Genomic DNA, 12734 nt, shown 5'->3' on the forward strand with positions numbered 1-12734 from the left:
CGCCACCTGTTTTCAACCGCTCGTCAATGCGAAACCGGCGGTTACATGGTCCAGGAACGCCCTGATCCGGGGTGACAGATGGCGCCCGGTGGGCCACAGCAGATGGAACTGTCCCACGGCCATGACATGGTCGCCAAGGATATCGACCAGCCGCCCCGTATCCAGCAGCGGACGGGCCACGAAGTCCGGAACGCAGGCGATGCCCAGCCCATCGGTGGCAAGAATGGCACGCCCCTGGGCCGTGCCGGCGATCCCGGTGACGGGAAGGTCGGGTGGCGGGGCGTCATCATGCGCGATCAGGGGCCAGGGTTCGGGCTTGCCCGTCACCGGGTGGCGATGGTGCAGACAGGCATGCCGGCACAGGTCCGCCGGCGTCTGCGGTGTGCCCCGTTCCGCCAGATAGGCGGGCGAGGCCACGATCTGGTGGCGGAAGCCACCCAGCCGCCGGCCCATCAGCCGCGAATCGGCCAGGGTGCCGGTACGGATGGCGGCGTCAAACCCCTCCTCGATCAGGTCGACCAGCCGGTCGCTGGCATCAATCTCCAGCATGATGTCAGGATAGCTCCGCATGAATCCGGACAGCAGCGGCAGCAATGCCGCCTCTGCCACTGCCGGGATGGCGATGCGCAGGGGGCCGGCGGGGGTGGTGCGCGCGCCGGCCAGCGCCGCCTCTGCCGCCATCATTTCCGCCTGGATGCGCTGGCAATGGTCCAGGAAAAGCTGGCCTTCCGGTGTCAGGGTGACGCTGCGGGTCGAGCGGTGGAACAGTCGCACGCCCAGCCGTTCTTCCAGCCGCGCCACCGCCTTGCCCACGGCGGATGATGAGACGCCTGACAGCCGCCCCGCCTCCACGAAGCTGCGTGTCTGGGCTGCCTGCATGAACAGGTGAATGCCGCCGAAACGGTCCATGATCTGCCTCCATTGCAGACAAATTTGTCCGCAGTGTCATGAACCATAGCCGGTTTTGTCCGGCACCGCCCGTCCTTATCCTGCTGGGCACGCAAGGCACAGGAAGGGTGTGATGGAACAGGTGGTGGCGTTCGTTCTGGAACTGGACCGGTTGAAGGCGGTGACGCGCAAGGTGAAACCGCTGGGCCAGGATCGGTATGAGAATTCAGCCGAACATAGCTGGCACCTCGCCATGCTGGCCCTGGCCATGGCGCCCCATGCCGAACCCGGCACCGACATGGACCGGGTGATCCGCATGCTGCTGGTCCATGATATCGGGGAGATTGAGACGGGCGACACCCTGTTCTTCATCGAAGCGGGCCGGCAGGAGCGCAAGGCGGCGGAGGAACAGGCGGTGGCCCGCATCCTCGGACTGCTGCCCAATGGGCAGGGAGCGCCGCTGCTGGACCTGTGGCGGGAATTCGAAGCGGGGCAGAGCCGGGAGGCGCGGTTCGCCCAGGCCATGGACCGCGCCGCCCCCGTCCTGCTGAACCTTGCCAATAATGGCCAGAGCTGGCGGGAGAACGGGGTGCGCTATGAACAGGTGATGGGCCGCGTCGGCCCGCCCATCGCGGCGGGGTGTCCAGCACTGTGGAATCACGTTGCGGGGCGGCTGGATGCCGCCCGCGACGCGGGTTGGTTCGGGATGGGGTGATTCACCCCCGATACTTGCCCAATTCCATCTTGCCGATCTGATTGCGGTGGACCTCATCCGGGCCGTCGGCGATGCGCAGGGTGCGGGCACTGGCATAGGCCCAGGCCAGGGGGAAGTCGTCGCAGACGCCACCGCCGCCATGCGCCTGGATAGCCATGTCGATAACCTGACAGGCGACATTGGGGGCTACCACCTTGATCATGGCGATCTGGGCCTTGGCCACCTTGTTGCCCACCGTATCCATCATGTGGGCGGCCTGCAGGGTCAGCAGGCGGGCCTGATCGATGGCGATGCGGGCGTCCGCAATGCGTTCCAGCCAGATCGACTGTGCCGCGACCGGCTTACCAAAGGCGACACGGGTGGACAGCCGCTGGCACATCAGTTCCAGGGCGCGTTCGGATGCCCCGATCAGGCGCATGCAATGATGGATGCGGCCGGGACCCAAGCGGCCCTGCGCGATCTCAAACCCGCGCCCCTCACCCAGCAGCAGGTTGCTGGCGGGCACGCGCACATTCTCAAACAGCACCTCGGAATGGCCATGCGGAGCGTCATCATAGCCGAAGACGGGCAGGGGCCGTTTGACCGTGACACCGGGCGTGTCGGTGGGGACCAGGATCATGGATTGCTGGCGATGCCGGTCGGTGCCGTCCGGGTCGGTCTTGCCCATGACGATCATGATCTTGCAGCGGGTATCGCTGGCTCCGCTGATCCACCATTTGCGGCCATTGATCACGTAATCATCGCCGTCGCGGATGATGCGGGTGGCGATGTTGGTGGCATCAGAGGAAGCAACCTCCGGCTCCGTCATGGCAAAGGCCGAACGGATTTCACCAGCCAGCAGCGGCTTCAGCCAGCGTTCCTTGTGCTCTTCCGTGCCATAACGGACCAGCACTTCCATATTGCCCGTATCGGGGGCCGAACAGTTGAACACCTCCGGCGCCCAATGGCTGCGGCCCATGATCTCACAGAGCGGTGCATATTCAAGGTTGGTCAGACCGGCGCCCAGGTCGCTTTCCGGCAGGAACAGGTTCCAGAGGCCAGCTTGGCGGGCCTTGGTCTTCAGTTCCTCCAGCAGTGGCACCGGCTTCCACCGTGTCGGCCCCTCGGCCACCTGCGCGGACAGCGCCTTCTCGTTGGGGTAGATGTAAGCGTCCATGAAGGCAGTGACCCGCTCGTGCAGGTCTTTGGCGCGGGGGGACATCTCGAATATGGCGGTCATGGTGATGGCTTTCATTCAGGGGGCGGGGACAGTGCTGGGTAGGGTGTATGGTCACCCGAACCCCTTCTTCCCCTCCGCCACCAGTCGCTTCAGCAGCGGCGCCGGCTCCCAATAGCCGCCATCGGCATCGCCCGCAGCGACGGCATCATCGTGATAGCGGGTGATGTCAGCCAGGACCTTGTCCAGTCCCGACAGTTCCGCGAACTTCATCGGCCCACCGCGCCAGGCGGGGAAGCCGTAGCCATAGATATAGACGATGTCGATATCACCGGCCCGCAGCGCCATCCCCTCTTCCAGGATCTTGGCCCCTTCATTCACCAGCGTATAGATCAGGCGCTTTGCGATCTCCTCGCTGGTAAACGTCCGGGGCGTGATGCCGCGTTCGGCGCGGTAGGCGTCGATCATGGCCGCCACCTCCGGGTCGGGCAGGGGCGTGCGGTTGCCCGGTTCATACCGGTACCAGCCACGCCCGTTCTTCTGCCCCTTGCGGGCCGGGTCGATGCGGTCGGACAGCGGCGTGCCATAGATCAGGCCGGCGGCCACACGGCGGGCGCGGATGAAGGCCATCACGTCCAGCCCGGCCAGATCGCCCATCGCGAACGGGCCCATGGCCAGACCGAATTCCAGGGCCGCCTGATCCACCTGTTCGATGGACGCGCCTTCGATCACCAGACGCTGCGCCTCGGTTGCGTAATATTGCACCATGCGGTTGCCGACAAAGCCGTCGCAATTGCCGACCAGTACGCTGACCTTGCCGATCTGCTTGCCCACGGCCATGGCGGTGGCGATGACATCAGGCGCCGTATGTGTGCCGCGCACTACCTCCAGCAGCTTCATCACATTGGCCGGGCTGAAGAAATGCATGCCGATGACATCGGCGGGTCGGCTGGTATTGTTGGCAATGGCGTCCAGGTCCAGGGTGGAGGTGTTCGACGCCAGGATGGCGCCTGGCTTTGCCACTTCATCCAGGCGGCGGAAGACCTTGGCCTTCACATCCGCATCCTCAAACACCGCCTCCACGATCAGGTCGGCATCGGCCAGATCGGCATAGTCGGTGGTGGGCTGGATCAGGGACAGGCGCTTGTCCATCTCGGCCTGGGACAGCTTACCCTTGGCCACGGTACCGGCATAGTTCTTAGCAATCACGCCCATGCCACGGTCCAGGGCGGCCTGGTCCAGGTCCAGCAGGCGCACGGGAATACCGGCATTCACAAAATTCATGGCGATGCCGCCGCCCATGGTGCCGCTGCCCAGGACCGCGACTTGGCCGATCTTGCGCGGGGTCACGCTGGGCGGCACGTCGGGGATCTTAGTGACGGCGCGTTCGGCAAAGAACACATGGATCAGGGCCTTGGCCTGATCATGCGCCATGCATTGCATGAACAGGTCGCGCTCGCGCTTCAGCCCCTCATCAAACGGCAGGGTGAAGGCGGCTTCCACGGCATCGATGCAGCGCTGGGGTGCGAACTGGTTACGGGCGGATTTGGCAAGGCTTGCCCGCGCCTCATCAAACACGCTGCTGCCCCGGTCGGCGGCCAGCCCTTCCTCGCGGTCGCGGGTCCGCTTGTGCGGGCCGGCGGGCAGGGATGCGGCGAAGGACAGGGCGACGGAAAGCGGGTCCGCCCCTTCGCCGACATGATCGACGATACCCAGCGCCTGGGCCTTGGCGGCCGGAATGAAGGCGCCGCTGGTGATCATCTCGATCGCGGTCTTTGCTCCGACCAGCCGCGACAGCCGCTGTGTGCCGCCGCCGCCGGGCAGGATACCCAGCTTCACCTCCGGCAATCCAACCAGCGCCTTGGGCACGGCGACGCGGTAGTGGCAGGACAAGGCCACTTCCAGCCCGCCGCCCAGGGCCGTGCCGTGGACGGCGGCGATCACGGGCTTCGGCCCCGATTCGATCAAGGCGTTGACGTCGTTCAGGTCCGGCTCACCCATGCCGCCCTTGATAAACTCGGCAATGTCGGCCCCGGCGATGAAGGTGCGGCCCGCACCAACGATGACCAGTGCCGTCACGGCGGGATCGTTGAACCCTTCCGTCACCCGGTCCCACAGACCCTGACGCACGGCCTGCGACAGGGCGTTTACGGGCGGGCTGTCCACGGTGACGATGCCGACCGCACCCTGGCGGTCATAACGGACGGGCGACTGGGTCATCTGGCCTTCCCCCTGCTGACGGCATCCAACCATGATACCGCGTTGTTCCTTTGGTACCATGCTAAATTCAAACGCCCGTTTAAGTCAATGCATGCGGGGGCATGGACCTTCCGTTACGTCAGCCATGCGGAATGATGGGGTTACAGGACGGTTGGCGCGGCCGCATCCGCCCGGTAAAGTATGAACAGCCGTTTGATACGGACTCAAGATGCCCCGGCAAGGGGTGGTTCAGGGCAAACTGGGGACGAAGCAGGATGAAGGCAGGGGCCGATATCGCCGCCGACATGGAATCGACCGGCGGGCGTCAGGACACCAAGGAGGTGATCCTGGACGCGGCGGAAAAGCTGTTTGCGGAGAAGACCTACTCGGCGGTATCGCTGCGGGAGCTGACGCAGGCGGCGGGCGTCAATCTGGCCGCCGTGAATTACCATTTCGGGTCCAAGGATGCGCTGCTGATCGCCCTGTTCCGGCGCGGCGCCATTGAGCTGAACCGCGCCCGCGCCCGGCTTCTGCGTGAGGCGGAGGAAAGGGCAGGGGGCGGCACCCCGCCCGTGCGGGAGATTGTGGCGGCCCTGGTCCTGCCCGCCATCCGCTATTCCTTCACCTCCACCCGGTTGGCGCTTTATAACCAGTTCGTGGCCTTTGCGCGCGGCGATGGCCCGGCAGAGGCGCGGGAGATGCTGGACAAGGAGGTGGGGCATTTGCAGCGCTTCGCCTTGTCGCTGGCCCGCGCCCTGCCGCACCTGCCGCAGCATGAGGTCTATTGGCGGCTGCATTTCGCCATGGGCGTGCAGCACTCGCTCTATACCGACATGAAGCGTCTGGAGACACTGTCGGGCGGCCTGTGCCAGCTGGATGATCTAGATGCCGTGGCCGCCCGCGTCATTGATTATGTGACGGCAGGCCTGGAAGCGCCGTATACGGCAAAAGGGTAAGGTTTTTCGCATGCGCTCCGCTTATGCGACCTACGACCACTTGTAGGTCGCATAAGCGCAAGCGCATGCGACAAGTCAGGTCACAACAACGGCGCCGTCGCCTGTTCCAGCCAAGCAAGGTCATCACCCGACACCAGCGGCGACAATTCCGCCTTCACCCGCGCATGATAGGCGTTGAACCAATCCCGCTCATCCGCGGTCAGCAGGTCGCGGTCCACCATGCGGCGGTCGATGGGGCAGACGGTCAGCGTCTCAAAGCCCAGCATGGGCCGCTCCGCACCCTGGATCGCCACCGGCACCACCAGTTCCAAATTCTCCATGCGCAGGCCATAGGACCCGGTCAGGTAATAGCCCGGCTCGTTTGAGAAGATCATGCCGGGCAGGATGGTGACGCTGTTCAGCTGCTTGCCGATGCGCTGCGGCCCTTCATGCACCGACAGGTAGGAACCGATGCCATGGCCCGTGCCATGGTCGTAATCCAGCCCGTGCTGCCACAGGAACTGGCGGGCCAGACTGTCCAGCTGGCTGCCGGCGGTGCCGGCGGGGAAACGGGCGCGGTTGAGCGCGATATGGCCCTTCAGCACCAGGGTGAAATGCCGTCGTGCCTGTGCCCCGACATCGCCAACGGCCAGGGTGCGGGTAATGTCGGTGGTGCCATCCAGATACTGCCCGCCGCTATCCAGCAGGAAGACACTGTTATTTTCGATCCGGCGGTTGGTGGCCGGCGTCGCGCGGTAATGCACGATGGCGCCATTGGGGCCGGCCCCGCTGATCGTCTCAAAGCTGGGACCCCGGAAATCGTCGGCACCCTGGCGGGCCTTGTGCAGCCTGTCCACCACGGTCAGTTCGTCCAGCTCACCCTTGGGTGCCTCTTGATCGAACCAGCGCAGGAAGCGGACCAGGGCGGCGCCATCGCGGCGATGGGCGGCCCTGGCGCCCTCAATCTCGGTCTGGTTCTTCACGGCCTTGGGCAGGACGCAGGGATCGCCACCCTGGTCCAGCTGCGCCCCCGCCTTGGCCAGACGGTCCACTACCCACAGGGCGGCGGTGCCACCATCCAGACGGACCTTGGCACCCTCCGCCCCCAGGGCGTCCAGCGCGCCGGCCAGCTCGTCCGGCGCGCGGATAGAAACCTGATTGCCCAGATGTTCCTCCAGGCCCGGTGCCAGCTTGCGGCGATCCACGAACCAGTCGACATTGCCGTCGGCGCGGATGGTGGCAAAGGACAGCGGCAGCGGCGTGCAGGGCACATCGGCCCCGCGCACATTCAACAGCCAGGCGATGCTGTCCGGCTGGGTCAGCACGGCGGCATCGGCCTTCAGCTTGGCCAGCGCCTGCGCAATGTCGGCGCGCTTGTCAGCGGCGGACCGGCCGGCGGCGGACAAGGGCTGAACATTGACCACACCCAGCGGGGCCGGCGGCTGATCCGCCCAGACGGCGTCAACCGGGCTGCCATCGGTCGCCACCAGTTCCACACCGGCAGGCGACAGGCTGGCACGCATCTTGTCGGCCCAGGCGCCCGTATGCATCCAGGGATCAAAGCCCAGTTTGGCCCCCGCCGGCAGGTTCGCCGCCGCCCAGTCGCCGTGGAATTCCTCGATCAGGTGGTGATAAGAGAACAGACCCGGCGACACTTCCTGGCGCGCCTGGATCGTGTAGCGGCCATCAATGAAAATGGCGGCCTTGTCCAGCAGCACCACGACGGCACCCGCCGACCCGGTGAAGCCGCTGATCCAGGCCAGACGGCTGCCGCGCAGCGGCACATATTCGCCCTGATACTCGTCGGCGCGCGGCACCACGAACCCGTCCAGGCCCCGGCGCTTCAACTCGGCGCGAAGGGCGGCCAGACGGGCGGCATGGTCGCCCTTGGCCGGGTCGGCGGGCCGGTCGATGGTTGCACGCAGGGCCGTCAACTGCTCCGACGTCGCGTCCGACCGGCGGGCCGAGACAAGATCCAGCCAGGCATGGGGCAATTCGCCATCAGGGGCGGCATTGACCCCGGCGATCAGGTCCCGGATGGACCCGACCGACCGGTCAATCCCGTCGGCACGCAACAGATCGGCCAGGACAGCATCACCCTGGTAGGGAACGGTATGGAGGCTGACAGACACTTTATGGCTCCCGCGAGCTTTATTGGTGCCGCCACGCTAGTGCGGCGGGCGCGGGTGCGCAAGGGGCGGGGTGCCCCCGGCGATATTGCCGCCGGGGGCACGTCCTCTCAGGCTGTCACCACTTCGGCGCCAACCACGAACTGAGGCGCCGCTGTATAGGTACCCCCGGCGGCGGTCACCTGTGCGGTGGTGTTGTTCATCGCAGCGGTTGCGCCGGATATGCGGACGCGGGCACCAACCACGTTGATCTGATAGCGGATGCCGTAATCCTGAGTTGCGGCACCACCATTGACGGCCAGCACCCCCGTATAGAGATGGACATCCGCCGCTGCCGAGATCAGGCCGAAAATGCCGCAATCATTGGAACCCGCTCCGCTATTATAGGAATAGGAGCCGCCAACCACGTTCAGCGTGGTGCAGCGTTCCGTATGCATGCCGCGGAACCGGTTGCCGTTGGCGATCAGGCCGGTATAGCAGACAGTGTCGCCCGCCGTTTCATTATAGGCGCCGTACCAGAAGTTCCGGACCCGCCCACCCGTGATCGACACGGTGCCGCTATTGTTGATGACGGCAATACCTTTGTTGCTGCTGGGCGTGCCGTCATAGACCTCGGCCTGGAAATTCTCCACCAGCACGCCGGAGGCCGCTTCGATGCGCAGACCGTCGGCATTGCCATACATCTTGGCACTGCAATTCGTGAGCTGCGTCCATGGCGTGTTGACCAGCCAATAGCCCAATGTAAGGAACTGGCCTTCCACGGCGCAGTTGATGATCTGGGCCTTGGTCGTGGTTCCCGTCACCACGATACCCAGGCCGCCCGACTGCGCCTGATCACGGCCCACGACGCGGACATTGTCCATCACCGTGATGCCCTGATTATCCTGATGCTCGATAATAATGGCGTTGCCGCAGAGGAAAACCTCGCCATCGCTGACAGTCGTGCCGCCGCGCTGTACACGCAGGCCTTCAGAGCAATGTTCGACCACGAAGTTGCGCGCGAACTGGTCCGTGCTGTCCAGGCGCAGGCCCGTGGAGAAGCCGCTGATCCAGACATCCCGTACCTGGGCGCCATTGGCATAGACCATCAGCCCGTTGCAGCTGAAGGCGCCTCCGACCTCCGCGACCAGCATGAAGCCGCCCACTTCCGATGGCGGACCCTGCGTGTTGGGGGCGCCGACGGAGATGACGTTGCCGCTGCTGGTATTGCCGACAATGATGGCGCAACTGTCCCAGCCTTCACCCGTCATGCAGTCACCGGGATAGAGTTGCAGCAGCCCGGCTGCGGCCAGCCCCGGCACTGCCGCCGCCGCCGGCCCCTCGATCAACCAGCGACCGGCGGGCACGAACACGCGCGCCGCCACGCTGTCGGAACGGTGGCGGGCCCGCAGGCATTCCTGGAAAGCCTTCAGATTATTCGTTCCGGAACCATTGGGGTGACCGTTCGGCACCGCACCCCACCAGCCTGGCGAGATGCTGCTGTTGCCGAAGGTGCCGACGACGCTGGCATTGGACGCACTGGTATCGAAGATCTGCTGGTACCAGTCGGCATCGATATGCGCGTTGATTGTCAGCGTGACACCGGAGGCGATGACAAGCCGCGCCCCGATGCAGAATTGCAGCGGCTGCGTGATCGTGACGTTCGAGGTGATGGGGTAGGAGCCCGCCCCCACCTGGAACGGCCCGGGCATTCCCGACAGGATGGGGCCATAGTTCGATGCGGTGCCCCCGGGTGTCTGGTCGAGCACGGTCAGCGGCGCACCAGCGATGGTGCGCGGATACATAACGGTCAAAGGCATGGATTTCGCTCCGATATGGGTCTGGAACGCGCCGTTCCTGTCGAATGGCGATGACGCAAGGATGCAATGCCGCGTTCGGGCGGCAGTCAGCCTTTATCGACCGGCGCAGCACCGGCGGGATATGCGTCGAGGGTGCAGGTCGCGCTGATTGTCCGGGCGCCAGGACCCGGAAGGGGGCGCTCCCTTGCGGGGCGCTAAGTCACGATAGGTTTCGCCAGCAAATCTGCGCGTTGTTCGGCGGTGCGCTGGTATAGGTGATCGTCGTGCCGCTGATCGTATAGGCCGTGGGTGGGACACAGGCGCCGTCCTGGAAAGACAGGAACAGCAGAGGATTGGAAACCGTCCATGGCATGGTAAAGGCCGTGGACGATCCATTACCGGTTGCATAGGCAACAGCAGGCATTTCTATGCTCCATCAAGTCATTGTTATTTAGGATATCCGAATACCGTCTTCCGCGGTGCCTGGGAGCAGGGCGCACGTCGCCTTGCCCGCCGATATGCCCAGGGCAAAAGATTCTATGATTGTGTGCGAAAACCGGTGGCTGACCTGTCAGCGACCCGAAAGGTAACTGCAGCTCTGTTCCTGGGCCGTTCCTTTCAACAAGGATAAAGGCGGCAGTCGGCATATCCAGTTACGAGAATAACTGTGAGTCATATGACTTCACAATGTTTAAATTGGTGTAGCTCTAACGTATAGAGAGAATATTAAATCTATTTACTCAACGAACCAAATCCGTTCAGGCGGATGCACATGCGCGATCCGTCTGGATCAGCGGCGGCAGAAAACGGATGGGGACAGGCGAAAGGGGCCCCGTGGGTTCCGTAGCGAATTTCGGAGAAGATACTGCGGCGTTCGCAGCTTGAAAGCCGCCTGTGACCCTTTGGTCAGACGGGGCACTGGTGCCGGCTGTCAGGATTGAACTGACGACCTACCGCTTACAAGGCGGTTGCTCTACCACTGAGCTAAGCCGGCGATCCAGGCGCGTTGCCGGAGGGAGGACCCCTCCGGCGAACGGGCGGGGACATTAGCGTCGCCGCGCGACCTCGTAAAGAGCCACGGCGGCTGCCGTGGAAACATTCAGGCTGCCGACGGGGCCGCCGGTGGGTAGACGCACGATTTCATCGGCGCGTTCCCCCGTCAGACGGCGGATGCCGTCGCCTTCGGAGCCGAGAATCAGCGCCGTGCGGCCCGACAGATCGACCTCATGCAGGTGACGGGCACCCGATTCGGCCAAGGCGACGGTCCAGAAGCTGGCGGCCTTCAACTGATCGATGGCGCGGGCCAGATTGGTGACGCGCACCAGCGGCACCGCCTCCACCGCGCCCGATGCCGTCTTGGCCAGGGTGCCGGTGACGGGCGGGGCGTGGCGGTCCTGCACGATCACGGCCTTGGCGCCAAAGGCAGCGGCGGAACGTAGGACGGCACCGACATTGTGCGGGTCCGTCACCTGATCCAGCACGACCACCAGGGCCAGCGGATCGTCGGCGGCGGCATCGACGACATCCTCGATTTCCACCTCGGCCAGCGGTGCGCAGGAAAGGGCCACGCCTTGATGCACGGCGCCGGGCGGCAGCAGCTTGTCGATCTCTTCCTTTTCGACCAGGCGCGGCTCGGGCCGGTCCAGCTCGGCGTCGGACGCCTTCTGGAACGCCTCTTCCAGCGCCTCCAGACCTGATTCGGTGACAAACAGATCGCGGATCTTGCGGCGCGGGTTCATCCAGGCCGCAGAGGCGGCATGCACGCCATACAGCAGGTTATGCTTGTTCAGCGCCGGACCGGTGGTGGCGCGCAGGGGGGTGGGTTCGAAACCCAGCTCCTCAGCGGCACTCATCGGGCGGCGACGTTCGGCGCCCCCCCGGTCCTGGCCGGCGGCGGGCCGGCGGTCATCGCGGCGATCGTCACGCCGATCGTCCCGGCGGTCATCGCGCCGCTCGGGACGCGGGCCACGGGGCGGACGGCTGTCGCCGCCTGTACGCGCGCCGCGCGTATCATCCTCACGACGGGGGCCGCGCGGCGGGCGCGCGTCACCATCGCGGGCGGGCTTGGCAAAGCCGGGCTTGCCCCCGGCCTTGGGACCGCGCGCCGCGCGGGGATTGTCATCATCACGACGGGTATCGCGCGAGGGGGAACGGCCGCCGGGGCGTCCGGCGCCGCTACCGCTGGCGCCGCCTTTGCCACCGGGGCGACCGGATTTAGGGGAGGGGGGTCGGTTTCTCATTTACGCACTTTCGTTCAAACCCAGGATTTCCGCCAGCGGATAGAAAGAATGAAGACGCATGTCAGATTGGCGTTGACAGGGACGATTTAATCCTTATAACCCGCACTCCGTTCAGGCCGCTGGCCGAGAACGGCACCGCGGAAGGGTGGCCGAGTGGTTAAAGGCAGCAGACTGTAAATCTGCCCGCATAGCGTACGCTGGTTCGAATCCAGCCCCTTCCACCAGTTCAGGCGCGCCCCAGAATATGGGGCGCGCCGTTCTGCTTGTGGTGACGTTAGTCGGTTGAGTGGGCGAACGACCCGTGCGGGTGTAGCTCAATGGTAGAGCAGAAGCCTTCCAAGCTTACGACGAGGGTTCGATTCCCTTCACCCGCTCCAGACAATCCGTTTTCCACGACCCGGCGTCTTCTAGAGATCGCAGCAGGCAAGGGCACAGGATACCATGGCTAAGGCAAAGTTTGAGCGGACGAAGCCGCACTGCAACATCGGCACCATCGGTCACGTTGACCATGGCAAGACGTCTCTGACGGCCGCCATCACGAAGGTGCTGGCCGAAAAGGGCGGCGCCACGTTCACGGCGTACGACCAGATCGACAAGGCGCCGGAAGAGAAGGCCCGCGGCATCACGATCTCGACCGCTCACGTCGAGTACGAGACGGACAACCGTCACTATGCCCACGTGGACTGCCCCGGCC

10 protein-coding genes and 3 tRNA genes are annotated in these 12734 nt (G+C 64.9%); 5 read left to right on the plus strand and 8 right to left on the minus strand.

Annotation, left to right across the window (positions count from 1 at the left end):
• Positions 1 to 12 precede the first annotated feature (12 nt).
• Positions 13 to 909 carry a LysR family transcriptional regulator gene (locus ACT6Q8_RS24860; protein ID WP_444735219.1) on the minus strand — a complete coding sequence of 299 codons (897 nt, stop codon included), beginning with the start codon at positions 907 to 909 and terminating at the stop codon, positions 13 to 15.
• A gap of 112 nt (positions 910 to 1021) precedes the next feature.
• On the opposite strand from ACT6Q8_RS24860, the gene ACT6Q8_RS24865 reads away from it, so the two are divergent.
• Positions 1022 to 1603, plus strand: a complete 582-nt coding sequence (locus ACT6Q8_RS24865) for an HD domain-containing protein (RefSeq protein WP_444735220.1) — start codon at positions 1022 to 1024, stop codon at positions 1601 to 1603.
• Position 1604: 1 nt separating this feature from the next.
• Here the strand turns inward: ACT6Q8_RS24865 and ACT6Q8_RS24870 are convergent, their stop codons facing one another.
• Together ACT6Q8_RS24870 and ACT6Q8_RS24875 are read right to left on the minus strand one after the other, a co-directional pair.
• A complete protein-coding gene (locus ACT6Q8_RS24870) occupies positions 1605 to 2822 on the minus strand; it encodes an acyl-CoA dehydrogenase family protein (protein WP_444735221.1) in 1218 nt (405 codons plus the stop codon).
• Between the two features lie 51 nt (positions 2823 to 2873).
• Positions 2874 to 4979, minus strand: a complete 2106-nt coding sequence (locus ACT6Q8_RS24875; RefSeq protein ID WP_444735222.1) for a 3-hydroxyacyl-CoA dehydrogenase NAD-binding domain-containing protein — start codon at positions 4977 to 4979, stop codon at positions 2874 to 2876.
• Between the two features lie 254 nt (positions 4980 to 5233).
• Between ACT6Q8_RS24875 and ACT6Q8_RS24880 the strand changes: the two genes are divergently transcribed.
• The gene (locus ACT6Q8_RS24880) at positions 5234 to 5914 is read left to right on the plus strand and encodes a TetR/AcrR family transcriptional regulator (protein ID WP_054169434.1); all 681 of its coding nucleotides are present in this window, start codon (positions 5234 to 5236) and stop codon (positions 5912 to 5914) included.
• A gap of 80 nt (positions 5915 to 5994) precedes the next feature.
• Here ACT6Q8_RS24880 and ACT6Q8_RS24885 read toward each other — a convergent pair whose 3' ends face one another.
• The 5 genes from ACT6Q8_RS24885 to rlmB form a co-directional block, all read right to left on the minus strand.
• Entirely contained in the window at positions 5995 to 8025 is a 2031-nt protein-coding gene (locus tag ACT6Q8_RS24885; protein WP_444735223.1) for an aminopeptidase P family protein, read from the minus strand.
• 107 nt (positions 8026 to 8132) lie between these two features.
• The gene (locus ACT6Q8_RS24890; RefSeq protein ID WP_444735224.1) at positions 8133 to 9821 is read right to left on the minus strand and encodes a hypothetical protein; all 1689 of its coding nucleotides are present in this window, start codon (positions 9819 to 9821) and stop codon (positions 8133 to 8135) included.
• A 199-nt stretch (positions 9822 to 10020) separates the two neighbouring features.
• On the minus strand, positions 10021 to 10224 hold the full coding sequence (locus ACT6Q8_RS24895) for a hypothetical protein (RefSeq protein WP_054169431.1): 204 nt from the start codon (positions 10222 to 10224) through the stop codon (positions 10021 to 10023).
• 495 nt (positions 10225 to 10719) lie between these two features.
• Positions 10720 to 10794 (minus strand) — tRNA-Thr (locus tag ACT6Q8_RS24900).
• Between the two features lie 52 nt (positions 10795 to 10846).
• A complete protein-coding gene (rlmB, locus tag ACT6Q8_RS24905) occupies positions 10847 to 12040 on the minus strand; it encodes a 23S rRNA (guanosine(2251)-2'-O)-methyltransferase RlmB (RefSeq protein WP_444735225.1) in 1194 nt (397 codons plus the stop codon).
• 139 nt (positions 12041 to 12179) lie between these two features.
• Here rlmB and ACT6Q8_RS24910 point away from each other — a divergent pair.
• The 3 genes from ACT6Q8_RS24910 to ACT6Q8_RS24920 all read left to right on the plus strand — a co-directional run.
• Positions 12180 to 12264: transfer RNA gene (locus ACT6Q8_RS24910), tRNA-Tyr, on the plus strand.
• A gap of 79 nt (positions 12265 to 12343) precedes the next feature.
• Positions 12344 to 12417: transfer RNA gene (locus tag ACT6Q8_RS24915), tRNA-Gly, on the plus strand.
• Positions 12418 to 12481: 64 nt separating this feature from the next.
• Positions 12482 to 12734, plus strand: a 253-nt coding sequence (locus tag ACT6Q8_RS24920) for a GTP-binding protein (RefSeq protein WP_444739455.1), incomplete at its 3' end; no start/stop codon positions are given.

Origin of the sequence: Niveispirillum sp. (assembly GCF_052437035.1) — a bacterium.
Classification (GTDB): domain Bacteria; phylum Pseudomonadota; class Alphaproteobacteria; order Azospirillales; family Azospirillaceae; genus Niveispirillum.